This window comes from Catenuloplanes sp. NPDC051500, from assembly GCF_044454585.1.
Taxonomy (GTDB): domain Bacteria; phylum Actinomycetota; class Actinomycetes; order Mycobacteriales; family Micromonosporaceae; genus Catenuloplanes.
Window position 1 is genome coordinate 49,939 of record NZ_JBITDX010000011.1, and the last position, 24,297, is coordinate 74,235.

The 24,297-nt window shown below is 71.6% G+C and carries 22 protein-coding genes; 9 read left to right on the top strand and 13 right to left on the bottom strand.

The window, feature by feature from the left end; translation table 11 throughout:
• Window positions 1-124: 124 nt before the first annotated feature.
• Window positions 125-361 (bottom strand): hypothetical protein, encoded by a 237-nt coding sequence (locus ACIA8K_RS22705; protein ID WP_396062331.1) that lies wholly within the window; start codon window positions 359-361, stop codon window positions 125-127.
• 252 nt (window positions 362-613) lie between these two features.
• On the opposite strand from ACIA8K_RS22705, the gene ACIA8K_RS22710 reads away from it, so the two are divergent.
• Window positions 614-1,582, top strand: coding sequence for a hypothetical protein (locus ACIA8K_RS22710; RefSeq protein WP_396062333.1), 969 nt, complete (start codon window positions 614-616; stop codon window positions 1,580-1,582).
• A 2,461-nt stretch (window positions 1,583-4,043) separates the two neighbouring features.
• On the opposite strand, the gene ACIA8K_RS22715 is transcribed toward ACIA8K_RS22710, so the two are convergent.
• Window positions 4,044-4,721, bottom strand: a complete 678-nt coding sequence (locus ACIA8K_RS22715) for an SDR family oxidoreductase (RefSeq protein WP_396062335.1) — start codon at window positions 4,719-4,721, stop codon at window positions 4,044-4,046.
• A 67-nt stretch (window positions 4,722-4,788) separates the two neighbouring features.
• Here ACIA8K_RS22715 and ACIA8K_RS22720 point away from each other — a divergent pair, with 67 nt between their 5' ends.
• Window positions 4,789-5,352 carry a TetR/AcrR family transcriptional regulator gene (locus ACIA8K_RS22720; RefSeq protein ID WP_396062337.1) on the top strand — a complete coding sequence of 188 codons (564 nt, stop codon included), beginning with the start codon at window positions 4,789-4,791 and terminating at the stop codon, window positions 5,350-5,352.
• Between the two features lie 261 nt (window positions 5,353-5,613).
• Here the strand turns inward: ACIA8K_RS22720 and chrA are convergent, their stop codons facing one another.
• Window positions 5,614-6,720 (bottom strand): chromate efflux transporter, encoded by a 1,107-nt coding sequence (gene chrA / locus ACIA8K_RS22725; protein WP_396062339.1) that lies wholly within the window; start codon window positions 6,718-6,720, stop codon window positions 5,614-5,616.
• Window positions 6,721-6,803: 83 nt separating this feature from the next.
• Here chrA and ACIA8K_RS22730 point away from each other — a divergent pair, with 83 nt between their 5' ends.
• Complete coding sequence (locus ACIA8K_RS22730; RefSeq protein WP_396062341.1) at window positions 6,804-7,457, top strand: helix-turn-helix domain-containing protein; 654 nt, start codon at window positions 6,804-6,806, stop codon at window positions 7,455-7,457.
• Between the two features lie 98 nt (window positions 7,458-7,555).
• Window positions 7,556-8,989, top strand: coding sequence for an aldehyde dehydrogenase family protein (locus ACIA8K_RS22735; RefSeq protein ID WP_396062343.1), 1,434 nt, complete (start codon window positions 7,556-7,558; stop codon window positions 8,987-8,989).
• Between the two features lie 3 nt (window positions 8,990-8,992).
• On the opposite strand, the gene ACIA8K_RS22740 is transcribed toward ACIA8K_RS22735, so the two are convergent.
• The 4 genes from ACIA8K_RS22740 to ACIA8K_RS22755 are packed head-to-tail and all read right to left on the bottom strand — an operon-like array spanning window position 8,993 to window position 11,953.
• A complete protein-coding gene (locus ACIA8K_RS22740) occupies window positions 8,993-9,706 on the bottom strand; it encodes a glycosyltransferase (RefSeq protein WP_396062345.1) in 714 nt (237 codons plus the stop codon).
• On the bottom strand, window positions 9,703-10,308 hold the full coding sequence (locus ACIA8K_RS22745) for a class I SAM-dependent methyltransferase (RefSeq protein WP_396062347.1): 606 nt from the start codon (window positions 10,306-10,308) through the stop codon (window positions 9,703-9,705). The genes ACIA8K_RS22740 and ACIA8K_RS22745 overlap by 4 nt, the downstream gene beginning before the upstream one ends.
• A 23-nt stretch (window positions 10,309-10,331) precedes the next feature.
• Window positions 10,332-11,057: a PIG-L deacetylase family protein gene (locus tag ACIA8K_RS22750; RefSeq protein ID WP_396062349.1), complete on the bottom strand. Its 726-nt coding sequence runs from the start codon at window positions 11,055-11,057 to the stop codon at window positions 10,332-10,334.
• On the bottom strand, window positions 11,051-11,953 hold the full coding sequence (locus ACIA8K_RS22755; protein ID WP_396062351.1) for an acyl-CoA dehydrogenase family protein: 903 nt from the start codon (window positions 11,951-11,953) through the stop codon (window positions 11,051-11,053). The genes ACIA8K_RS22750 and ACIA8K_RS22755 overlap by 7 nt, the downstream gene beginning before the upstream one ends.
• 190 nt (window positions 11,954-12,143) lie before the next feature.
• Between ACIA8K_RS22755 and ACIA8K_RS22760 the strand changes: the two genes are divergently transcribed.
• Window positions 12,144-13,313 carry a serine hydrolase domain-containing protein gene (locus tag ACIA8K_RS22760; RefSeq protein ID WP_396062353.1) on the top strand — a complete coding sequence of 390 codons (1,170 nt, stop codon included), beginning with the start codon at window positions 12,144-12,146 and terminating at the stop codon, window positions 13,311-13,313.
• A 113-nt stretch (window positions 13,314-13,426) separates the two neighbouring features.
• On the opposite strand, the gene ACIA8K_RS22765 is transcribed toward ACIA8K_RS22760, so the two are convergent.
• The 5 genes from ACIA8K_RS22765 to ACIA8K_RS22785 all read right to left on the bottom strand — a co-directional run bounded on the left by ACIA8K_RS22765 (window position 13,427) and on the right by ACIA8K_RS22785 (window position 18,184).
• Complete coding sequence (locus tag ACIA8K_RS22765) at window positions 13,427-15,145, bottom strand: DEAD/DEAH box helicase (RefSeq protein ID WP_396062355.1); 1,719 nt, start codon at window positions 15,143-15,145, stop codon at window positions 13,427-13,429.
• Window positions 15,146-15,228: 83 nt separating this feature from the next.
• Complete coding sequence (locus ACIA8K_RS22770; protein ID WP_396062357.1) at window positions 15,229-15,930, bottom strand: DUF3152 domain-containing protein; 702 nt, start codon at window positions 15,928-15,930, stop codon at window positions 15,229-15,231.
• A 158-nt stretch (window positions 15,931-16,088) separates the two neighbouring features.
• Complete coding sequence (locus ACIA8K_RS22775; protein WP_396062359.1) at window positions 16,089-16,451, bottom strand: nuclear transport factor 2 family protein; 363 nt, start codon at window positions 16,449-16,451, stop codon at window positions 16,089-16,091.
• 53 nt (window positions 16,452-16,504) lie between these two features.
• The gene (locus tag ACIA8K_RS22780; protein WP_396062361.1) at window positions 16,505-17,086 is read right to left on the bottom strand and encodes a DM13 domain-containing protein; all 582 of its coding nucleotides are present in this window, start codon (window positions 17,084-17,086) and stop codon (window positions 16,505-16,507) included.
• 159 nt (window positions 17,087-17,245) lie between these two features.
• Window positions 17,246-18,184, bottom strand: coding sequence for a cupin domain-containing protein (locus tag ACIA8K_RS22785; protein ID WP_396062363.1), 939 nt, complete (start codon window positions 18,182-18,184; stop codon window positions 17,246-17,248).
• A 40-nt stretch (window positions 18,185-18,224) separates the two neighbouring features.
• On the opposite strand from ACIA8K_RS22785, the gene ACIA8K_RS22790 reads away from it, so the two are divergent.
• The 4 genes from ACIA8K_RS22790 to ACIA8K_RS22805 are packed head-to-tail and all read left to right on the top strand — an operon-like array spanning window position 18,225 to window position 23,111.
• Entirely contained in the window at window positions 18,225-18,707 is a 483-nt protein-coding gene (locus ACIA8K_RS22790) for a 2Fe-2S iron-sulfur cluster-binding protein (protein WP_396062365.1), read from the top strand.
• Window positions 18,704-19,690 carry an FAD binding domain-containing protein gene (locus ACIA8K_RS22795; protein WP_396062367.1) on the top strand — a complete coding sequence of 329 codons (987 nt, stop codon included), beginning with the start codon at window positions 18,704-18,706 and terminating at the stop codon, window positions 19,688-19,690. The genes ACIA8K_RS22790 and ACIA8K_RS22795 overlap by 4 nt, the downstream gene beginning before the upstream one ends.
• The gene (locus ACIA8K_RS22800) at window positions 19,687-21,990 is read left to right on the top strand and encodes a xanthine dehydrogenase family protein molybdopterin-binding subunit (protein ID WP_396062369.1); all 2,304 of its coding nucleotides are present in this window, start codon (window positions 19,687-19,689) and stop codon (window positions 21,988-21,990) included. The genes ACIA8K_RS22795 and ACIA8K_RS22800 overlap by 4 nt, the downstream gene beginning before the upstream one ends.
• Complete coding sequence (locus tag ACIA8K_RS22805; RefSeq protein WP_396062371.1) at window positions 21,987-23,111, top strand: XdhC family protein; 1,125 nt, start codon at window positions 21,987-21,989, stop codon at window positions 23,109-23,111. Before ACIA8K_RS22800 ends, ACIA8K_RS22805 begins: the two co-directional genes overlap by 4 nt.
• 33 nt (window positions 23,112-23,144) lie before the next feature.
• Here ACIA8K_RS22805 and ACIA8K_RS22810 read toward each other — a convergent pair whose 3' ends face one another.
• The gene (locus tag ACIA8K_RS22810) at window positions 23,145-24,200 is read right to left on the bottom strand and encodes an N-acetylmuramoyl-L-alanine amidase (RefSeq protein WP_396062373.1); all 1,056 of its coding nucleotides are present in this window, start codon (window positions 24,198-24,200) and stop codon (window positions 23,145-23,147) included.
• Window positions 24,201-24,297: the final 97 nt, after the last annotated feature.

Sequence of the window (24,297 nt, forward strand, 5' to 3'; positions counted from 1 at the left end):
TGTGCTGGCGTGTGCGAACGGGCGTGTAGCAGCTCGACCGCGTTGGAGTGGAAGAACCCGACACCGTGCAGCAGCTTGCCCATCCGGACCAGCGCGCGTTCCCGGCCCGCACTGTCGGCCGGTTTCAGCGCCCGCCAGTCCGCCTCGGGCGCGGCCAGCTCCTCGCCGAGGTAGCCGACGTAGTGCGTGTCGGCGGCGTCGAGCCGGGCTCGGCCGCGAAGTCCTCGGACCCGACGAACGTCCGCGAGGCCTGCTCGATCCCCTGCCGCCCGGCACCACCGTTAACGGCGTCCCGCAGCGCCTTCTGGTAGGTCGCCTCCTGGGCCAGCGCGATGCTCGGCGTCTCCGCATCCTGTGCCACGGCCGGACGCACCAGCGCGAGGCGACATAGATTCTCCACGTCTCAGGGAGCGGTGGATCTCCCCGCACGTACACGAACCACCTGCCACGGTGAAGATCCTGTGCGGACGGTCAGTGTTTGTATTTCCCCGGTCTGGATCGCCTCGAAGGTTTTCCGGATCCGCCTGCAACCGGTCGCCGGACCGTGACGTGTTCCTCACGTCGAGCGGCTGACACACGGGGGTCAGCCGCCGCCCAAGCAGGAGGAACAGGCATGCACAGTCCTTTTAGGACAGTTGCGCCCGCGGTCGCCGCCGGGGTGCTCGCCGCAGTCGCGTTCACAGTCGCGCCCGCGTCCGCGGAGTCCGCGATCACACGCTGCAGCGTCACGGATCTGCCGCTGCCGCCGAACGCGGTCGCCCACAACACCTGGATCGCCGGGGCGGACGTCACCGGCCGGTGGGCGGTCGGCAGCACCGAGATCAACGACCAGATCGAGCAGGTTGTCTGGAGGAACGGCGCGGTAAGCGTGCCGCCGCTGCCGTTCGGCACCGGCCACCTGGCAGACGTGAACTCCTCAGGCCTCACTGTCGGCTACGGGCTCACCATGAGCTACGCGTCAGTGCCGGTAACCTGGTCGGAGACGACGGGCCTGCGCGAACTGCCGGTACCGCACGACGGCTGGAACGCCCAGGCGACAGGCATCAACTCCCGCGGCGACATCGTCGGAACCGCCGACGACCCCGCCGTGTTCGACTCGCAGCACGCCGTCCGATGGCCGGCCGACACACCCGGCACGGTCGAGATCATGCCGGGCGACGCCCCGCACTCCGCGATCGGCGTGGACGAGGACGGCACCGTCCTGGTCCAGAAGGGCATGCCCGGCCTACCCGGACCGGCAGTGATCTGGCACCCGGCCGACAACCGCGTGGAGTCGCTCGGCGAAGGCAGCAGAGGCATCGGGATCAGCGGCGGCTACGTGACCGGCTACCAGGGCGCCGACACCCCGATGCTCTGGAACCTCGGCGGGCCGGACCGGGAGATCCGCAGCCTCGACATCGTGAACGTGGTCAACGGGCACGGCAGCGTCGCCGGCCAGGGCAACGTCATCGAACGCCGCGACGGCTCCCGGATCCGGCTCCAGTCGCCGGGCGGAGTGCCCTATGTGACCGCGCTCAGCGACACCGGGATCGCCTACGGCAACTCCGGCGGCAAGCCGGTGCGCTGGACGAACTGCCGGTAATTCTCGGCCCACCCGGCCGCCGCACGAACGGCGGGCAGCCGGAACACCGCGCCCGGGATCGGCTGACCGCCGGTCCCGGGCGCGCCGGTGCTGTCGGGGAGGGGCGTGATGGTTTTCCGGCCACGGCGGGGTCGGCTCCGAACGATGCGCGGAGCAGCAGCGGAGCCCGGCGCTGGGGCTTGCCTGCGGAGGCGGCGCTGAGGCTTGCCTGCGGAGGCGACGCCGAGACTTACCGGCAGGAGCGACGCTGTTGCTCATCCGAGGGGCGGGGGCGGGCGCTATGCGCCCGAAATTTCGTGACTTACTTACCTTCCGCGGTAAGGCCCGGGATCGGGCGCTGTGTGACATCGGGCGCCGTGCAGCATCAGGCGCCGTGCGGCATCAGGCGCCGTGCAGCATCAGGCGCCGTGCAGCATCAGGCGCCGTGCAGCATCAGGCGCCGTGCGGCCCGAGGTCTTGCCACGTGTCGGCCGGTGGTGGTGCGCGCCCCTCGGCATGACGAAACGCATCCCGTCGACGGCGGCCTACCCCGACATTTCTACCTATTGATGGTCAGAGTGGGTTGGCTGCGGTTTTGCCTCCGGCGGCCCTCCGGGAGGAGCGCTCCGGCTCCGGGGCGACCGAAAAAGCTTGCGGCTTCGCCTTCTGACCCGGGGTGGCTGGGTTTCGTGTGGCCTGTCTGCCCCGTCTGTCATCGACCCGGGCAGAGCCGAGCAGATCATCGGCAGGGCCGCCAGGCTGGGTGGTGTTGGCGCCGTCTTGATCGGTTCTCACGGGTCTGCTGGTCACGGTGGGTTCGCCGGGTTCCGGCCCGTGGGTGGGCGCGTGCTGTTGGTCGCGGTTCGCGGTGTTGGTATCTGTTCGTTGGTGGCGGCCCTGCCGATGATCTGCTCCCCGTGGGGCGGGTCGATGGCAGACGGGGCAGCCAGGCGGTCACCTTTGTGTGCTGCGCACGCCTCCCAAGATCAAAGGCGGGGCCGGGCTGGGCGGCGCGGCGACGATATTGGTGGAATGTGAGAAAGTAGCGAGGGTGGAAGGCGTCAGGTGAGGCATGAGCACGTCATTCGCGGCGAATGACGTGCTCATGCCTCACCTGACCGCTGATCTATCTGCCGTTGCCGATTAATGACAGCGGCAACGGCCAGCAGCAGAGGACTTTCGCGATATCTCTGACAAGCGTTGGGTCTGATCAAGCGATAACCGAGCCACCCATTCGCGTCCGCCGCATGGGACCCACGAACGAAAGGACTGGGGCGTGGTGAGTCGTTTCAGCTGTTCGTTGTAGTTGCGGAGCGTGAGAGCAGCACTGCCGCCGTCTCAGCGGCTGCGGGCCGAGGCGGGCACGGCGCGAGCAGGCAAGGCGCGAGCAGGCACGGCGCGAGTGGGCAAGGACCGGCACCGAGGCCCCGAGTTCCGCAGGTGTGAAGCCGGTCGCGGCACTCGGCAGGCATCAGGGGCGGGTACCGACGCGGAGCCGCACCGGATCCGAATACGTCAGGACACGGCCCATGCTCACGACCCGCCTCATGCAGGTCCGCAAGCCAGGGTCCACGTTCAAGCGATGCCCGCCTGACATTTCGTTATAAAGGCACCGCCCTGCGCGTTAACCCTGACGCCGAAAGGTCAGTAGCGCCCACGTCAAGATCCTTGCGGCTCTGGTGGCCCTTATCGCGCTCGGATAAGGGCCACCAGAGCCGCAAGGATCTTGCATCCCGTCAGATAGACCCAGGATTCCGAATAGCGAACCATCTCGTCGCGGAGCACCCGAGCTGCCGTGGCCCTGGCACGGCGACGCACGAGAGCCAAGATCGACTGGCCTTCGGCAGCTCACGGCTTCGGTGCCGGCCCTTGTGACCACCGAGGTCGAGACCACCCAGCCTTCCCGCCGCACCCGCCGCCTTGGTGCGGGCCCTTGCAGCCAACCAAGCCAAGATCAACGGGCCCTCCCACGACACCGCTGCCTCGATGTCGAACCGTGGGACCGCCCAGACCGCAGCCGCCCTGACCAGCCTCCACTAACTAACTGACCAGCCTCCGCTAACTGACCAGCCGCTGCTCACTGACCAGCCGCCGCTTGCTGGCCTTCCGCGGTCAGGGTAAGGCGTGCCAGGGGCTTCTATATACCGAAATTTCGGGCGCGGAGTGCCCGACTCGCGCCCCGACCGCGAAACCTCAGTAGGCGATGACCGCGCTGCCCCCGCGGGCCGCGAGGCCAGCGACCAGCCGAAACGATCCGCCATACTCCTGCCCTCGATGCCGGCCCTTCGATCGTCGGGCCCCAGACCACCGCACGCGAGTGGGCAGCAGAGTCGGGAGCATGCGGGCCGCCTCCGCCGCGGGAGCGGGAAGATCGGGGCCCGAGGTCGCCCCAGGGCAAGCTCATGCGCTCGCGGGAGCATGGGTGCCGTTACCACCACGAGAGGCGAAGCACCAGAGGCGAAGGTGGACTGGCCGGTGGGTTTCAGCGGGTGGCCGAGAGGCCGGCCTTTACGGTGCGGGTGATCTCGTCGGCCAGGATCTCGGGGCTGCCGGCCTCGATTCCGTCGAGCGCGAGCTTGACGATGACGTCGGGCGCGGTCTTCTGGTCGGCGGGGATGTGGGCGGCCATGTCGGTGTCGACGTAGGCCATGTGGAGCGCGCTGACCTGGATGCCGCGGGGGGCGAGTAGTTCGCGCAGCGCGTCGGTCTGGGCCCATTCTGCGGCTTTGGCGGCGGCGTAGGAACCGGCGCCGCCGAAGTGCGCCCAGGAGAGTACTGACAGCACGTTGAGGATCGCGCCGCCGCCGTTGCGCTCGATCACGGGGGCGAAGGCGCGGGTCACGCCGAGTGTGCCGAAGTAGTGCGTCTCCATGTCGAGGCGGATCTGGTTCAGGTCGCCGGTGAGCAGGTCCGCGCCGGTGGAGATGCCAGCGTTGTTGATCAGGAAGGTGACGTCGCCGGCGCGCTCGGCGGCCCGGCGTACTGACTCGGGGTCGGTGATGTCGAGTTGCAGCGGGATTGCGCCGGGCAGGTCGGCTGCGGCGGCGTTGCGGGCGGCGGTGTAGACGGTGGCGCCGCGGGTGAGCAGCTGCTGGGCGAGGACGCGGCCGAGACCGCGGTTGGCGCCGGTGACGAGGGCTACGGAGTTCGTGATGTCCATGCCGAAAGATTATGGTCATAATCTAAGAGTCGCAAGGGTTAGATGACAGACGTCATATAATGGGCCGATGGCACGGGTATCGCAGGCGCAGGCGCAGCAGAACCGGGAGCGGGTGGTCGAGACGGCCGCCCGCCTGTTCCGCGAACGCGGGGTCGCGGGGGTGAGCGTCGCGGACCTGATGGCCGCGGCCGGGCTCACGCACGGCGGCTTCTACAAACAGTTCGCCTCGAAGGAGGCGCTTGTGGCGGAGGCCGCCGGCCGCGCGTTCGCCGACCAGGAGACCCGCGTGCGGACGGTGGGCGAGCGCCACCCCGGCGACCCGGACGCGGCGCGCAAGGAGTGGATTTCGCAGTACCTGTCCCTCGCGCACCGTGACAATCCCGGCGAAGGCTGCCCGACCACGGCGCTGGCCCCCGACGTCGCCCGGGAGGCGCTGGACAGCCCGGCCCGGGCGCCGTTCCTCGCGGGCGTCGAGTCCTACGCACGCCACCTGTCCGACGGCGACGAGATCGACGACGAGGCGCTTGTGACGCTGTCGACCATGGTGGGCGCGCTGCTGATCTCACGCGCGACCGCCGGCAGCCCTCTCTCCGACCGGGTGCTCGCGGCAACGCGCGACGCGCTCACCTGAGACAGGGCGACGCGCGACGCGCTCACCTAAGACCGCGCGACGCGCTCACCTAAGGCCGCGCGACGCGCTCACCTGAGACCGTGACGCGCTCACCTGAGACAGACCATGGTCCCTCCGCCGAAACCGGCGGAGGGACCACAGCTGGCGCGTCCACAATTCCTGCGGTTGGGGGGTGCAGACAGGACGCACTTGGGGGGTGTCCACACTGTAGCAACGTATCGACGAACGCGATGGCCCGAACCGACGCCCGCCGGCCTCCGGTCAGATGAACAGCTTGTGCACGAGGCCGATGACCGCGCCGGCCGCGATGTACCAGGCGTTGTTCAGCTTCGTCCGCCAGAGCAGCAGCAGCGTGACCACGGTGATGGCCGCGGTCAGCGGGTCGACGATCGCGGTACGGGCGAGCTGGAACGAGACGCCCGCCATCAGCGCGAGCGCGGCCGCGTTGACCCCGTCGAGCAGCGCGGAGGTCCAGGCGGAGGCGCGCAGCCGGTCGGTGAGGCGGGTGAGCAGGCCGACGAAGACGAACGACGGCAGGAAGATCGCGACGGTGGCCAGGAACGCGCCGGGCAGGCCTGCCACGACGTACCCGATGAATGTGGCAGTGGTGAAGACCGGGCCGGGCGTGACCTGGCCGATCGACACCGCGTCGATCAGCTGCTGCTCGGTGAGCCAGCCCAGCCGGTCGACGAAGTCGCCGCGCAGGAACGCAAGCAGCACGTACCCGCTGCCGTAGAGCACTGAGCCGATCTTCAGCATGGTGGCGAAGAGCTGCCAGAGCTGGCCGCCGGTCGGGTCCACGAACAGCGGCGCGGCCGACTGGAGCACCCGGGGCAGCCGGGTGGCGGCCGCCAGCAGCGCGCAGGTGGCGAGGATCAGCAGCTCGTTGACGCCAAGCAGATAGGCGCCGAGCGCGGCCGCGGCCAGCAGACCCGACCACAGGGACTTGATCACGGTACGCAGCAGCGCGGCCAGGGCATGGGCGATGATCGCGATGACGGCCGGGACGATGCCGTAGAGCAGACCCGCCACCGCCGGCGTGTCCCCGTATCTGACGTATGCCCAGGCCAGGCCGGTGACGATCAGGGCGGCCGGCAGGATGAAGCACAGTCCCGCGACGATCAGGCCGCGCCCGCGGGCCCGTTCGTGGCCGAGGTGGATGGCGAGTTCGGTGGAGTTCGGGCCCGGGATCAGGTTTGTGGCGCCCATCAGGTCCACGAACCGTTCGTCCGTCACCCAGCCCCGGCGCCGCACCAGCTCGTCCCGCATCAGCGCGGTGTGCGCGGCCGGCCCACCGAACGCGATCACGCCCAGCTTCAGGAACAGCCAGGCGACTTCCCTGACCCGCGACTCATCCCCGTTGCTCACGGATTCAGACTTTAGACAGGCTGCGAGGGCGCCCGGCGGTCCCGGTAGGCTTCGGGTGCTCATCGATCGCTAGGAGAGCCGACGTGACGGAGAGCCGCAGCGTCGTCGACGGCGCGTTCCGGGTGCTGCGGGCACTGCCGCTCGCGGGTACGGACGGTCAGGTGGCCCGCATCGTGGAGCTGACCGGCCTGCCGCGCCCGACCGTCCACCGGATGCTCGACCAGCTCCACGCCGTGAACGCGGTGGAGTGGCGCGAGGGCCGCTGGGCCCTCTCCGCGGACCTGCTCGGCCTGTCTCGGCAGGTCGAGCCGGTGACGGGCCTGCGCAGTGCCGCGTCCGCCGTGATCCAGACGCTGCGCGAGCAGACCGGCGCCGCCGTCTCGCTTGTGACAGGTTCCGGGCGTTCTTTCGTGGCGCTGGAGATGGTCCCCGGCCGGGACACGCTGCCGATCGACGCCCGGTCCGGCTCGGAGATGCCCGTGACGACCGCGGCCGCGATCGTGCTCGGCGGCGGCCGGGTCACTGCCGCCCGCCGCCGCCCGTTCGGCGCCGCGGTCGACGACGAGGATGTGTTCCCCGGCCTCACCTGCTACGCGGTCCCGGTCCGCCTGCCCGGCGGCCGGCGTGCCGCGCTCCAGATCGCCACCGCGGCGGACCGGCCGGCCGAACGGTCCGCGGCCGTGGTGCATCGGGCTGCGCTGACGCTTGAGCGGCGACTGGCTTCGGCACGCCCGTGAGCTGGTAGTCGTCCGCTGACCGGACGGAGCGCCGCCCGAGTCGCTGTTGATCTCTAGCGTTTTCCGGGGAGTCACGCATCCTCCGGAGGACAAAGATCATGAGTGGGTACGACGAGCTGACTGCCACCTTCGACGCCCAGCGCGCCGCGTACCGGCGGGAAGGGCCACCCACCGCCGCGGTCCGCCGTGACCGGCTCGACAGGTTACAGGTCGCCGTCCTGGGCGCGGCCGACGAGCTGGTGGACGCGATCGCCGCGGACTTCGGGCACCGGCCGCCCGCATTCAGCCTGATGCTCGACATCATGGTCGCGGTGGACGGCATCGGTCATCTGCGGGACCACCTCGAGGAGTGGATGGCCCCGGCCGAGGTGCCGGGCTCCGCCGAGGCCGGCATCCCCACCACTGTCGACGTGCGGCCGCGGGGTGTCGTCGGCATCGTCGGCCCGTGGAACATCCCGGTCGGCCTGGTCGTGCAGCCGGCCGCCGAGGCGATCGCGGCCGGCAACCGGGTGATGGTCAAGTTCTCCGAGGTGAGCGCCCGGACCGGTGCCGCGCTGGCCCGCGCGATCGCGGCCGAGTTCACCGCCGAGGAACTGATCGTGATCAACGGCGGACTCGACACCGCGATCGCCTTCTCCGATCTGCCCTTCGACCATCTGCTGCTGACCGGCTCCCCCGCCGCCGGCCGTGCCGTGGCCCGCGCCGCCGCCGCGAACCTGGTGCCGGTCACGCTTGAGCTGGGCGGTAAGAACCCGGTGGTCCTCGGCCCCGACGCGGACCTCCCGCTGGCCGCCGAGCGCGTCGCCGTCTCCCGCCTGGCCAACGGCGGCCAGGCCTGCCTCTCCCCCGACTACGTCTTCGTGCCACGGTCGCACCTGGACGAGTTCGTCTCCCTGACCCGGGAAGCATTCATCAGCCTGTATCCCGACTTCGCGGTGCATCCCGCGGTAACCCCGATCGTCGACGACAAGAACGTGAAGCGGATAACCGCCCTGATCAGCGACGCGGTGGACAAGGGCGCCACGGCGGTGCCGACGGCGACTCCGACCGCCCGGTACCTCCCGCCGATCCTCCTGCTCGACGTCACGGACGACATGACCATCACCCGGGAGGAGGTCTTCGGGCCGGTGCTGACCGTCTACCCCTACGACGACATCGCCGAGGTGATCGACTACGTGGCCGCGCACCCGTCCCCGCTGGCCGCCTACTGGTACGGCGAGGACACGCCCGACTTCCGGTCGTTCCGCCACCACGCGGTGGTCGGCAGCATCACCCGCAACGACTACGCCGCGGCTGTCCTGCTGCCGGACGTCCCGTTCGGCGGCATCGGCCAGAGCGGCATGGGCGCGTACAACGGCCGGACCGGCTTCGATACGTTCAGCCACCGCCGGCCGGTCTCGACGACGACATTTCCCGGCGGCGTGGCGGGCGCGCTCGGGCCCGCGGCCCTGACCGACCCGGCCGTCGCCGACGGAATGTGGAAGCGGATCGCCGACGCCCGCAAGGACGCGCTCCGCCGCCTCGGACGGTGACTCTCAGAGCGGCTCCGGCCTGATCCGCGGCGCGGCGCTCCGGACGCCGGACAGCGCCGTCAGGTAGGAGGCGAAGCCGTGCCGCGCCCGGCCTCGAGGGCGGGCGCTGGTCCGGACCGGACAGGACGGATCGGTCACGACGCGGGCGCCGCCGTCCCGGACCCGCTTGGCGAACACCCGGTCCTCCGCGACCGCGAGGCCCGGGAAACCGCCCACCGCCAGGTAGGTCTCCGCCGGGAAACCCAGGTTGGCGCCGTGCACATGCCCGTGCACGGCGCCGGTTATCTTCCGCCGGTACCGGGCCTCGTACCGCGCGGGCAACGTCGTCGGCCATGACGCCCAGTCGTCGACCTCCACCGTGCCCAGCAGCAGGCCGGCACCGTCCTCGGCGTGCCGGAGCTGCCATCGCAACCAGTCCGCACCGACCCGGCTGTCCGCGTCCGTGCACGCCACCCAGAGCCCGGCCGGCCCGTGCCGCACCGCGTGCGCGACACCGGCGGCCCGAGCCCGGCCGACATTGCGGTGCGCGACTGTCACCACCTCCGCGCCGGCACCGGCCGCCAGTTCCGCGGTCCGGTCACGGCAGTGGTCCGCCACGACCACGATCTCCACGGGGGTACGCCCGAGCGCGTCCGCCGCCCGGTGCAGAGCGGCCAGGCAGGCGGGCAGCAGATCCTGTTCGTCATGCGCCGGGACGACCACCGCGACCCGGTTCACACAAGCCCTTCCGCCTGCGCCACCGACCGCGCCGACGACGTCAGCGTGAACACCTCAAGCAGGAAGTCGGCCTCCTCAAGCCGGGACAGCCGGGTCAGGCCGCGCATCCCCGCGAGCGCGGCATGCACCTCGTCGCCCCGCAGCGCGTGCTCCTCGACCGGCCACCGCCAGTGCACAGCGACCAGGTCACCGCCGTCCTCAAGGGAGCCGACCACCCGCTCCAGCAGCACGTCCAGCTCGGGCCGCGCGAAGTAGTAGCCGAGCTCCGAGAGCACCACCAGGTCGAACGGCCCTTCCGGCCACTCGTCAGGCATCCGCGCCGTACCGACCGTCACCTGTGGCTGCCCGGCAAGACGATCGGCCGCCGTCCCCGCCGCCGCGGGCACCGCGTCCACCGCAAGCAGCCTGTCGCACCTGTCGGCGAGCAGAGCGGTGAGCCGGCCCGTCGAACAGCCCGGTTCGAAGCCGGACCGGTACCGGCGCCGGGGCAGCACACCGGCGGTCAGCGCGTGTTTCCGGGCGTCGTACCAGCGGTTCTCGAAGTCCCACGGGTCGTCGTTGCCGGCGTACATCCGGGTGAAGTAGTCGATCGGCGTACTCATTGCGGGTTCTCTCCTCGTTCTGCTCACACAAGCACCACTTCGAACGGGCGCGCGAACCGCGCGAGCACGTGCGGGGGAAGGATCGCCGCGTCCGCCTCGGCCGGACCGAGCGGCGCGATCTGACTTGGAAACGCCGCGATCGCGGCGGCCTTCGCGGCCTGCTGCTCCGCCCCGAGCTCGACCCGGCGCGCCCGTGACCAGGGCACGCGATCGTCACCGGGCGCCGCCCAGTGCCACGCCCAGACCGGATATTCCAGCAGTCGCGCGCCTGTCGCCTCGCACGCCCGCGCCGCCGCCCGGCCGACCGCCTCATGGTCCGGATGCCCGTCGCCGCGCCACGTAGCCAGGCACCAGCGCCCGGGTGTCAGCAGCTCGGTGAGCACACCTGTCAGCGCGTGCTCGTCGATCGCGCCGTCCGGGTGGCCCAGCCGGTGCACCGGCGCGTCCGCCAGGCCGAGCCGCCGCAACGCCTCCGTGGTCTCGGTACGGCGCAGCGCCGCGAGCCCGGCACGGGTGTGGACGGTCGAGCCGGGATGCGACGCCTCGCCGTCCGTGACCGCCACCAGCTCCGCCGCGCCGGCCCGGGCCATCAGACCTGCCACGCCGAGCACCTCGTCGTCCGGGTGCGGCGCGACGACGAGCGGCGGCCCCGGCAGGTCGTCGAGCGTCAGCACGGGCCAGTCCCGCATCGCCGGCCAGGCGCGCCACACCTCCTCCGCGGTGCCGTCCCCGACGATCGGCCTCACCACGCCGGGCCCCCGCCCGTGACCAGGCGGCCGAGCTGCTCCAGGTCGGCTTCGGCGTGGCTCTGACGCAGGTAGACGGTGAGGTCGGCGACGCGCCGGGCGTGGGCCTCGTCGCGGCAGAGCGGCCCGGCGCCGAGCGCCCGCCCGACGTGGTCGAGCACCTCGGTGGCGGCGTGCTCGACCGTGGCGCGGACCCGCATCGCGAGCGCCTGGGCGTCCCGGCGCGGATCGGCGTCGATCTCGGCCGCGGCCGCGTCGAGGACCGCGCGGGCACTGCCCAGCGCCACCTCGACCGCGCCGAGGTGCGCCAGCGCGTGCGGGCCCGGATCCGGCGCCGCGTACAGCGTGTCCGCGACCCCGAGGGCTCCCCCGAACCAGCAGGCCGCCACGCCGACACCGCCGTGCCAGAAGCCGGGCCGCCCGACGTAGTCGCCGGGCCCGCCGACCGGCTCGGCCGGCGCGTCGGAGAAGGTGACGGTGCGGCTGTCGCTGCCGGCCATTCCCACCGCGGGCCAGGTGCCGTCGACAGGTGATGCGCCAGGGGTCTCGTTGCGCACGGCGAAGAGCCGGATGCCGTCGTCCGCGGCCGCGGTGACCAGTGCGTGGGTGCACCAGGAGGCGCCGGAGCACCACGGACGGTCGCCGGTCAGGCGCCAGCCGTCAGGGGTGCGCGTCGCGCGTACCGACGCCGGGGCCGCCGCCCAGACGCCCCACCGCTGCCCGGGCTCGACCGGCCCTGCGGACAGCTCCGCGCGGATCGCGACCGCGTCCGCATGTCCCTCGGCCAGCCGGGCGTGGATAAGGTCCACCCGGCCGATCCGGGCCAGCGCGCGCAGCCGCCCGCGGGTGTCACCGTGACCGGGAAGCGGCAGGTCAGGTAAGAGTTCGATCAGGAGCACGCACGCGCTGTACCCCGTCCGGCAGGGCCGAACCGCACCGCGACAGTGATCCGCGCGGAACTACCCGGGCGGTCCCGCCGACTAAGCGCTGTATCGATGTGGGATGCCGGGCTGCGGCGAGGCCCAGACGTCCCACCTCCAGGTCGATTCAGCGCCTGGAAGCACATCTGCCGACCGAGGATTGGATGCCATGCGCACAGCTCACTCGTACCCCCGGCGTGTCTTTGTCGCTCTGGTTGTCGCGGCCGCGATGTCCGGCGCGGGCACGACCGCGGCGACGGCCGGGCCACGCCACCACGGCGCGATGGAGGAGACCGCCCGGCAGGTGCTGTCGATAGGCGTTCCCGGTTATGTCGCGCGGATCGACGACGGGCGCCGCGCCGAGGTGACCGCGGCAGGTGTCGCGGACCGGGCGACCGGGCGGCCGATCACCGGCGGGGATCAGTTCGAGATCGGCAGCGCCACGAAGATCTTCACCGCGGTGCTGGTGTTGCAGCAGGTCGACCGCGGGCGGGTGGAGTTGGGCGCGCCGGTCGCGCGCTACCTGCCGGGCGTGGTGCCGAACGGGGAGAACATCACCGTCCGGATGCTGCTCAACCACACGAGCGGACTGTTCAACTACATTGCCGATCCGGGGTTCTACGTGCGGATGGAGCAGGATCCGCAGCACGTCGCGACCGCGCGGGAGATGCTTGCGCTCGCGTTCTCGCACGCGCCGGACTTCGCGCCCGGCCAGGGGTGGAACTACTCGAACACGAACTACGTGCTGCTCGGCGAGCTGCTGCGGGCGGTCACCGGCCGGACCATGCCGGAGCTGGTGCGGCAGCACATCGCCGGCCCGCTCGGCCTGACCCGGACCTACTATCCCGACCCGCGGGCGACGAACACCGGCCGGGGGTACGCGCACGGCTACTCAGTCGCGTTCGGCACGCCCGAACCGGCATATGTCGATATTTCCGATCGGCCGCTCGGCGGCTGGGCCGGCGCGGGCGGCGCGATCATCTCCACGGCGGAGGACGTGTCCCGGTTCCTGTCCGCGGTGTTCGGCGGACGCCTGCTCTCCGGCGCGGCCCTGGCCGAGATGACGACCACGGTCCCGCTGCCGGCCGGCGCCGGCATCACGGGCGGCTACGGGCTCGGCATCATCCGCGTCGACTCGCCGTGCGGCACCGTGTGGGCGCACGGCGGCGACACCCGCGGCCACCACGCGCTCGCGGTGACCACCGCGGACGGCCGGCGGACCGGCGTCGCGGACGTCACCGCACAGCCCGGCGTCACCGCGACCGCTGAGGGCGTGCGGCGCCACGCGGAGGTCATGTCCGCCGCAAACACGGCGCTCTTCTGCGCGGTCGCCGGCTGACGCCTCAGTCCTTGCCCCACCCGGCCGCGTCTTGGCCGGGTGGGTCTGGCAGCGGAGTCGGGAGCGAGCGGCCGGGCCACCGCGGAAGCGGCAGATGAATTGGATCTGGATTGTCAGCGGGAGAAACGTTCGCGGCGGACGGAGGGGCGGCGGCCGCGGATGAAGCTCTGCTGCATGGCCTCGATGACCATGTCAGCGGCGGATTCCGGAACCTCGACCAGGGAGAAGCGGTCGGTGATCTGGATGGCGCCGATCTCGCGCGAGTTCAGGCCGGACTCGCCGGCGATCGCGCCGACCAGGTCCTGCGGCCGCAGCCCGGCACGGCGGCCGAGGCTGATGAACAGCCGGGTCACGCCCTCATCCGAGGTCCGCGGCGCACGCGGCCCGCGGTCACGGCCCCCATCACGAACGCCGTCACGGCCGCCGTCGTTCTGGCGGGCGTCACGGCTGTTGCGGGACGGCCGTTCCCGGGGCTCGGCCGGAGTCGGGATCTCTTCCTCGTCGTCGTCGCCGCCCGCGGCCTCGTGCAGCAGCTTGATCGCGGCGAGCGCCACGTTCTCGACGTCGTGCTCGTCGGTCAGCGAGTCGAGCACGACCCGGAAACGCTCCAGGTCGTCGCCTTCCAGGCTGGCCTGCAGCGAGGACCGGGTGAGCTCCAGCCGGCGGGCCCGCAGGTCCGTCACCGTGGGGAGTTTCTCGAGCGTGATGCGCTGGCCGGTGAGGCGTTCGATGGCCTTGAGCATGCGCTGTTCGCGCGGCTCGGCGAGCGTGATGGCGCAGCCCTCGCGGCCGGCCCGGCCGACCCGGCCGATTCGGTGCACGTAGGCCTCGGGGGCGACCGGCACATTGAAGTTGATCACGTGGGTGAGCTGTTCGACGTCGAGACCGCGGGCGGCCACGTCCGTGGCGACGAGCAGTTCGGCGCTGCCGGCGCGCAGCCGGCCCATCACCCGGTCCCGCTGGTCCTGGCTCATGCCGCCGTGCAGCGCCTCCGCGCGGTAGCCACGGCCGTTGAGCGTCTCGGTGACCTGGTCGACCTCTTCGCGGGTACGGCAGAAGACGATCGCGGCGGTCGGCGCCTCCACGTCGAGGATGCGGCCGAGCGCGGCGGGGCGGTGCGCGCGGGCGACGATGTAGGCGCTCTGCCGCACGAGCGGCATGTCACCGGGCTCGACGGTCTTGCGGCCCATCGTGATCCGGACCGGTTCGCGCAGGTGGCGGCGCGCGATGCTGTCGATGCGGGGTGGCATGGTGGCGGAGAACAGCACTGTCTGCCGCTCCGCGGGTGTCTCGGCGAGGATCGCCTCGATGTCGTCGGCGAAGCCCATGTCGAGCATCTCGTCGGCCTCGTCGAGCACGACGGTACGCACGCCGCCGAGCTGGAGCGTGCCGCGGTCGATGTGGTCGAGCACGCGGCCGGGCGTGCCGACGACGACGTCGACGCCGCGGCTGAGCGCCTGCAGCTGCCGTCCGATCGGCTGGCCGCCGTAGACGGGGAGGACGCGGACGCCCAGGTCACGGCCGTAGCGGTGGACGGCCTGGGACACCTGCTCGGCGAGTTCGCGGGTCGGCACGAGGACGAGCGCGAGCGGCTCGGTCTCCCGGCGGCCGGGCTCGAGTCGCTGCAGCACGGGCAGCGCGAACGCGGCCGTCTTGCCGGTGCCGGTCGCGGCCTGGCCGACCAGGTCGTTGCCGGCGACGAGCGGCGGGATCGCCTCCCGCTGGATCGGCGTCGGCTCCTCGTACCCGAGATTGGTCAATGCGCGAAGCAGCTCCGCCCGCAACCCCAGTCCGGTGAAGCCCGCCTCAACATCCAACGGTTCCTGTTCCATGACGACAACGATAGGAGAACAGCCCCGAGGGGGTACGACCGGAGTGTGCCGAATGCGGTTTGCGCCACCTGGTACGGGCCGTTTCAGGACGGCTGCCACGGGCCGGTGATGAACGCGCCGCCGCCGGTGAACGGCCACGCGTTCGGTTCGCACCCGCCCAGGTCGATGCTCTGCTGCATCATCACCGGTGCGGGCTGACCGGGGCCGGGGCAGCCGGCGTGGTCGAAGCCGAGGAAGTGGCCGACCTCGTGGTTGACGACCCCGGCGTGGTACTCGTCGACGGACGGGGAGATCGGTGAGCCCTGCAGCCAGCGCTTCAAATTCACCATGATCGTGTTGTCGAACCGGCAGGAGAACTTCCCCTCGGTGTCCAGGCCGATCCTGGCGCACTGCGCGTCGACCGTCTGCGGCGTGGCGAGTCGCAGCCGTACCTGAGCGTCCGGGCCCTCAACGCGCCGGAAACGCCAGGACGCGTTCACCATCTCCGCCTGTACTTCGGTGACCGGGTGGGCGGCCCACCCGCGCGGGTCCGCGAGGACGTGCTCGACCGCGGCGGCGAACACGTCGGGCGTCACCGGGTCGAGCGCGCCGAACTCGACGCCGGTCTCCACCTCGATCTGGTAGGTGATCAACGTCTGGCCGGCGCCGGTGACGGTCTCGGATCCGGGCGCCGCGGCGAATCCCCCGCTGCCGTGTTCGGGTATCTGCTCGTCTAGCGGAACCGGGCCCGCTCCCCCGCAGGCGGTCATCAATCCCAGCAACACGGCCGTTCCGGCGATTCGCATCTTTCGCACGATCGGGTTACTACCCCTCGCACGCAGCTGCGCAATCGGCCTATCGCGGCCCGCTGGTCTTTCCCGAGCCCGGCGGGACCGGTGCCCGCGGGAGCGTGCGGGCCGCAACCACCCACAGAGTGGGAAGAAAGCGTGATCTGTCGTCGCCGTCAGGCGTTGTCGAGCGTGCTGAACTGGAGGCCGGCCAGCCGCCACCCTTCGGGGAGTTGGATCCAGGTCTGGCTGACGCGGACGGTCAGCGCCATGTCCTGACCGCGCCACGTCGAGGCGCTGCGTTGCACGCACCTGACGATCGCGGCGTGTCCGTAGAACGCGACCTCCACATCGGTGCTGTCCAGACTGGTGTAGCCGAAGTCGGCGAACTTGCCGATCCACTGTGCCTTGTCCAGCACGTAGCCCCGCTCCCCGATGGAACGGAAGTCGGCGGCCAGCAGCGCGTCGAGCGCCTCGGTGTCGGCGTGCAGCTCGGCCTCGTCGAAGGCGCGCCGGAGCCGGTCAATGTCTGCGATCACGGACCGATTCTGCTCAGGCGGATCCGGCGCTCGTCATCGGCCCCGCATTCGCCTCAGGGGCGGGCGAGGTCGGCGGCGCCGAAGGAGACGGAGAAGCGGATGCACCAGATCGTCACGCTGGAGAGGCGGTCGAGGTCGGTACCGGCCGGGATGGCGTAGGTCTGGTCGCCGCGGTTGCCCTTGAGCTCCCCCAGCTCGACCCACTCGCCGTCGTCGAAGACGCGCCAGCCGGCGGTTCCGGCGCGCACCGGCTGGTCGGAGAGCCAGACGCGCAGGTCGGGGCCGTTGGAGGTGTCGAGGCCGGCCAACTCGAGCGTGTGGGAGCCGTCCGCGGCGCGGACCACCCGGGCGACGCCCGTGGTGTCGTGCTCGTGGCTGATGAACTCACCCTGCCGCACGACGGCGGGCACGGCGGGCGCTGCGGGCGCCGGCGTCGCGGACCCGGACGCCGCCGGGCTCTGGGACCCGGTCACCGCCGGGCTCTGCGGTGCGGGCACCACGGTCAGCGACTCGGCGACCTCCTGGTCGGTCACGAGTTTCCACGGCTCGAACCAGAAGATCCCGGCACCGGCCACGCATGCAAGCAGTGCCGCCGCGACCCAGGCCAGCGGCGAACGGCGAAGACGTCCTATCACCGCCCCAGTAGATCGCACCCCGGGCCGGGAAACCCTTACCGAGCGCTAACGACAGCTCAGGCTCTGGGCCTGGACCGTGCCCTGCGGCTGGGCCTCAAGTACGACCACAGCTTCGGCGTCACCCACCTGGGCACGAACACGCCGCGACAGTAGAAGCCGCTACCTGCGCAGCCGCTGACGGTAACGAAGCGGGGCCTCGCCGACCGACCGCTTGAACGCGGTGCTGAATGCGCTCTCCGACGCGTACCCCAGCTCCGCGGCGAGTGCCTTGATGCCGATGTCGCTGTCCCGGAGCGCGCGCTGGGCGTGCAGCATCCGCCAGCGGCTCAGGTAGGCGACCGGCGGCACGCCCGCGACCTCGCGGAACCGCTCGGCGAACGAGGTGCGGGACATCGACGCGGCGCGGGCCAGCTCGTCGACGCTCGGGCGGCGGGACGGCTCCGCGTGCATCAGCGCCAACGCCGGGCTCAGCTGCCGGTCGGTGGAGACGCGCAGCCAGCCGGGCGGCAGGTCGGCCTGGCCGAGGTGGGCCCGGAGGAGTTCGAGGACGAGCAGCTGGCCGTGCTGGCGGATGGCGAAGCTCGCGCCGGCGCGGTCCGCGATCAGCTCCTCGACCATCCGGTCCAGGACCCGGCGGAGGCCGAAGCCGGCCACGGACGACGCGTGCACGTGAGCGACGGGCGGTAGCGTCGAGGCGAGCAGCGCGTAACCGGCCGGGTTGAGGTCGATGTGGCCGCCGAAGAGGATGTGATCAACGTCGTTGGCGGACCCGATCAAGCCGATGAGGTCGTCGTCGACGGCCTCGACAAGTGCGGGGCGCCCGCCGTCGCCACCCTCCAGCTGCGCCCAGGACCGGCAGTTGAGGATCGCGATGTCGCCCTGGTCAAGCGTGAGCGGCTGGTCGAGCCCGTCCGTGCTGAGCCGGGCCTGGCCGCGTACCACAGCCGCGAACTTCAGCGGCACGTCGATGGGGAATCGTGGCGTGGTCCACGCGCCGTAGACCGCGATGCCGCCTGTCACCACGCCGCCCACCTCGACCAGGTCGAGGACCTCGGAGAAGTGATCGCCCGTACGGACACGAAAAAAGTCCGGCTTCATGGGCATTCACAGTACGCACGGGGCTTCATAGCGTAAAGAAATGGCGATTGAAGTCAACGGCGCGGACGTCGCGGCGCCGGACGATCCACGCGTGTCCCTGCTCGACCTGCTGCGTGACCACCTGCACCTGACGGGTACGAAGGTCGGCTGCAACCAGGGAGCCTGCGGCGCGTGCACGGTGCTCGTCGACGGCGCACGGGTACTGTCCTGCCTGACGCTCGCCGTGCAGGCGGACGGCCGCACGGTCACCACCATCGAGGGCCTCGACCCGCACCCGCTCCAGGCCGCGTTTGTCGCGCACGACGGACTCCAGTGCGGCTACTGCACGCCCGGCCAGATCTGCGCGGCCGTCGCGATGCTCGACGAGGTGCGGGCCGGCGTGCCGAGCTACGTGACCGAGGACCTGAGTGCGGACCCGGTAGCGCTGTCACGCGAGGAGATCCGCGAGCGGATGAGCGGCAACCTGTGCCGGTGCGGCGCGCACAACGGCATCATCGACGCGATCGCCGAGGTGGCGGCATGAACCCGGTGCGGTACCGGCGGGCCGAGTCCGTCACTGATGCGGTGCAGTCCGCGGGCGTGGACGGCTGGCGCCTGCTCGGCGGCGGCACGAACCTGGTCGACCTGATGCGCAAGGGCGTCGAGCACCCGGCCGGCCTGCTTGACGTGTCCGGCCTGTCCGGCACGATCACACCGTCCGGCACCGGCGGCCTGCTCATCGGCGCGGCCACGAAGAACAGCGCGGTCGCGGCGCATCCGCTGGTCCGGCGGCACTATCCGATGCTGTCCCGCGCGGTCCTGGCCGGCGCGTCCGCGCAGATCCGCAACATGGCGACCGTCGGCGGGAACATCATGCAGCGCACCCGGTGCATGTACTTCGCGGACCCGGCCGGCTCCCGCTGCAACCGCCGGGCGCCAGGCAGCGGCTGCGACGCGATCGGCGGCTTCAACCGCTACCACGCGATCTTCGGCGCGTCGCCCGAGTGCGTGGCCACGCATCCGTCGGACATGTGCGTGGCGCTCGCCGCGCTTGACGCCTCCGTGCACGTCGCCGGGCCCGGCGGCGCGCGGACCATCCCGATCGGCGAGTTCCACCGGCTGCCCGGCGACCGGCCGGACGCGGAGACGATGCTCGGCGCGGACGAGGTGATCGTCTCGGTCGAGCTGCCGGACGTGACGTTCGCGAACGGGTCCGTCTACCGCAAGGTCCGGGACCGGGCCAGCTACGCGTTCGCGCTTGTCTCGGTCGCGGCCGGGTTGACGGTGCGGGACGGGGTGACGCAGGACGTGCGGATAGCGCTCGGCGGCGTCGCGGCCAGGCCGTGGCGTGCACTGCGCGCCGAGGCCGCGCTGCGCGGGATGCCGCTTACCGACGACGCGATCGAGTCGGCAATCGACGCTGAGCTGTCGCAGGCAGTGCCGCTGAGCGGCAACAACTTCAAGATCGCGCTGGTACGCCGCACGGTCTCGAGTCTTCTCACCGACCTCCGTGGAGGCGTCGCATGAGCAGGGTGCAGAACGCCGCCGTCGCCTCCGTGCGTACCGTGCTGGGTCTGGTTCCGGCCCGCTGGCTGCCCGGCGGCACACCTGACGAGCTGATCAACCGGCAGGTCGAGATCGGCCGCCCGACCCCGCGGCTGGACGGCCCGCTCAAGGCCCAGGGCCGCGCGCCGTTCGTCACCGAGACCGCGATGGACGGCCAGTGCCACGCCGCGCTCGTGCACAGCACCGTCACGCGGGGCCGGATCACCCGCCTCGACACCCGCGCCGCCGAGTCCTCGCCCGGCGTCCTGCTGGTGATCACCTATCGGAACATGCCGCGCCTCGACATCGTCCCGATGCTGGCCGGCCTCAACCTCAACGCCCCCGGCAACAGCGGGCTGCCGATCATGCAGGACCCCGAGGTGCGCTACAACGGGCAGGCGGTCGCGGTAGTGCTCGCGGAGACGCCGGAGCAGGCGGAGCACGCCGCGTCACTTGTCGAGATCGACTATGCGCCGCGGACGGCCGCCACCGTCTTCGAGGACGCGAAGGCGGGCGCGCGCACTCTCCCGTCACTCCTGGTCGAGAAGAACCACGTCACGGTCGGTGACGCCGAGCGGGAACTGCGCCGTGCCGACCACCGGGTGGACAACATCTACCGCACGCCGGGACACCACCACAACGCGATCGAGCTGCACGGCGTGACCGCGGCCTGGGACGGCGACTCGCTGCTCGTGCACGACTCGACGCAGATGATCGCGCCGACCGCGAGCGGGCTGGCCACGCTGTTCGGCGTGCGGCGCGAGCAGGTACGCGTGGTCTCCCCGTTCATCGGCGGCGGCTTCGGCGGGAAAGGGCTGTGGGACCACCAGATCATCGCGGTCGCGGCGGCCAGGATGATCGGCCGTCCGGTACGCCTGCGGCTCACCCGGGAGGGCGTCTACCGGATCATCGGCGGCCGGACCCCGTCCGAGCAGCGGATGGCGCTCGGCGCGGACGCGCAGGGACGGTTCGCCTCCGTCATCCACACCGGGTATTCCGTGATGCCGCTCTACGGGACCTGCCCGGAGCCGTACACGCTCGGCTCCCGGTCGATCTACGCGTCCCGGAGCTTCGAGTTCCTGCAGCGCCACCTCGACCTGGACATCGTGCCGAACACCTTCATGCGTACGCCCGGCGAGACGATCGGCAGTTTCGCGCTGGAGAGCGCGGTCGACGAGCTGGCCCACGAGATGGACCTCGACCCGGTCGAACTGCGGCTGCGCAACATCCCGGAACGGCACCCGATCTCCGGCCAGGAGTTCTCCCAGCACGGCCTGCGGCAGGCACTTACCGACGGGGCCGAGCGCTTCGGCTGGACGCGCCGGGAGCCGAAGCCCGGCACCGTCCGGGACGGCGAATGGCTGCGCGGGCTGGGCTGCGCGGCCGGCAGCTTCCCCTACGCGCGCATGCCCGGCGGATCCGTCCGGCTCACGCTTCGCCGGGACGGCACCGCGGAGGTGTCCTGCTCCGCGCAGGAGATGGGGATGGGCGTCGCGACGGTCCAGACCCAGCACACGGCGGACCGGCTCGGCCTGTCCCTGGAGCAGGTCACGTTCACGCTCGGCGACTCCGCGCTGGCGACGGCGACCTCGGCGGCCGGATCGTCGCAGACCGCCACGATCGCGGGCGCCGTCTCCGCGGCCGCGGACAAGCTCCGCGCCGAGCTGGTGCGGCTCGCCGGCCGGGACAGCCCGGTCGCCGGCCGTACCGTGCGCCTGGCCGGCGGCGGCCTGTCGGACGTGGACGATCCCGCCCGGCACGACGGCTACCGGGAGATTCTGGCCCGGGCCGGGCGCGACGAGCTGACAGTGACCGCGTCCGGCCCGCCGCCGCTCGAATTCCTGCGGTTCTCCATGCACAGCTCGGCCGCGGTCTTCTGCGAGGTGCGGGTCAGCGCGGTCACCGGCGAGGTGCGCGTCGACCGCCTGCTCGGCTCGTTCGACTGCGGAACCGTGCTCAACCCGGTGACCGCGGCCGGCCAGCTGCGCGGCGGCATGATCATGGGGTTGGGCGTGGCACTGACCGAGGAGACGCTGTTCGACGCGCGCAGCGGCCGGATCATGAACCCGTCGCTCGCCGACTACCACATCCCCGCCCACCTCGACGTACCACAGATCGACGTGATCTGGACCGGGATCCCGGACCCGCGCTCCCCGCTCGGCGCGCGCGGCCTCGGCGAACTCGGCACCGCCGGCGTCGCCGCCGCGATCGCGAACGCGGTCTTCAACGCCACCGGCACCCGCGTCCGCGACCTGCCGATCACGCTCGACAAACTGCTGTGAGGGAGATCGTCGCCGAACTGGCCGGGTGGCGGGCGGACGGCGTCCGATTCGCGATCGCGACTGTGGTGAGCACCTGGCGGTCCGCGCCCCGGCCGCCCGGCGCCGCGATGGCCGTCTCCGAGACCGGCGAGGTGATCGGCAGCGTCTCCGGCGGGTGCGTGGAGGCGGCCGTCTACGAGCTCGCCCGGACCGTGCTGGCGACCGGCGTGGCGGTCACCGAGACCTACGGCGTCAGCGACGGCGACGCGTTCGCGGTCGGGCTGACCTGCGGCGGCATCATCGACGTGCTTGTGCAGCCGGGCGACGACCTTCCAGATCAGGTGCTTTCCGGGGTACGGGACGGGCGCCCGATCGCGATCGCGTCGATGCTCGACGCGGGCGACGGGCTGGGACGGCGCCTCGTCGTACCCGCTGATGACGGTGTTGATCGGGTGGTGACGGACGGCTCTGTTCCGGACGGCTTCGATCGGGTGGCAGCGGACGGATGCGGCCCGGACGGTTTCGACCGGGTGGTGGCGGGCCAGGCGGCGGGCATGCTCGCGGCCGGGGCCACAGGCGTCGTGGCGCTTGGCGCGCGGGGGCGGCGCGTGTTCGTGCAGTCGTTCGCGCCGCCACCGCGGATGCTTGTCTACGGCGCGATCGACTTCGCCGGCGCGGTAGCCAGGATCGGCGCGTTCCTCGGCTATCGCGTCACCGTCTGTGACGCGCGGCCGGTCTTCGCGACGCGACGGCGCTTCCCGGACGCGGACGAGGTCGTGGTGCGCTGGCCGCACGAGCACCTGGCGACCGCGGACGTGGACGCACGCACAGTCATCTGCGTGCTCACCCACGATCCAAAGTTCGACGTGCCGCTGCTCGTCCGCGCGCTGCGGTCGCCGGCCGGCTATGTCGGCGCGATGGGCAGCCGGGCCACGCACGAGGACCGTCTGCGCCGGCTGCGTGAGGCCGGCGTGCCGGAGTCGTCGCTGGCCCGGCTCGCGTCACCGATCGGCCTCGACCTGGGTGCGCGCACCCCCGAGGAGACAGCGGTCTCGATCGCCGCCGAGATCATCGCCTCCGCCCAGGGCGGCTCCGGCCGTCGCCTGACCGACCTCCACACCCCGATCCATCACGGTGCGTAAGAACTCACGCTCGCAGCCAGCCGCGGGAACTGTTCAGGCCACAAGCGCGCTCCACGTGCGCGGGCCGACGACGCCGTCGCTGGAGAGGCCCTGGTCGGTTTGGAAGGTGCGGACCACCGCCTCGGTGTTCGCGCCGAACTGGCCGTCGACGGAGACCGTGTACTTCCGGCTGGCGAGCGCGCTCTGCACCGCCTCCACCGCGGGCCCGGTGGCGCCGTTGCGGACCGTGACGATGAGGACGGGCCAGGTCGTCGCGCCGACGATGCCGTCCGCGGTGAGGCCCTTGCGGGTCTGGAAGTCGCGGACCGCGGCGGCGGTGGCCGGGCCGAACGAGCCGTCGGCGGTGATTGTCGCGCCCTGCTGGCGGAGCAGGTACTGGATGGTGCGCGCGTGCTGGCCGGCGGTGCCCTCCGGGAACGTGGGCCACGGGTCGACTGTCACGCCGAGCCGGGCCGCCACGTCCGTGCGCAGGCCGGCGAGCCGGGGGTAGAACAGCTCGCCGGGGCACTCGGTGGCCCAGAAGTCGCGGTGTCCGTAGATCTGCCGCGGGTTGAAGCCCCACGCCGCGCAGATGTCGGCACAGAGCAGAACCAACTGATCATAAAGAGCCGCCGGGGGTACGACCGAGGTGTACGTCCCCTCGTTCTCGATGCCGACCGCCTCGTCGTTCTGCCCGGTGCAGTGCGCGCTGTCGACCTGGCCGCCGCCGGACTGCAGCACCTCGAGGCTGCGGTGGCGTCCCTCAAGCGTGTACCCGCCGCGGCTGATCGTGAAGTGCTGCCCGGTGTCGATGAAGCCGCGCGTGTCCATGTGATTGTTCTGGATGCTCCGGGCCAGCGACTCCGCGTGCGCGCGGCTGTAGTCGGTGCTGTTCGCCGTCGCCGTGTGATGCACGAGGATCTTGTTGGGCGGGTTGGTGCGCACCGTGATCGGCTCGCTCGGCTGCCGCGCACCCCAGGTGGCGGCCGGGATGATGCGGCTTGTCGCATACGCCGGCCCGGCGCCCACGAGCGGCACCACGACGGTGACGGCGGCGGAGCTCAGACCCGCGCCGAGTAGCGCACGCCGGGACAGTGGATGTGCGGACATGTGGATGCTCCCCCGTGAGCCGGGGCCCGAACGACACGGGCCCGCGTGCCGCAACCCTGTCAAGACACCTCATCCCCGTCAATACGGCTGACCCCTA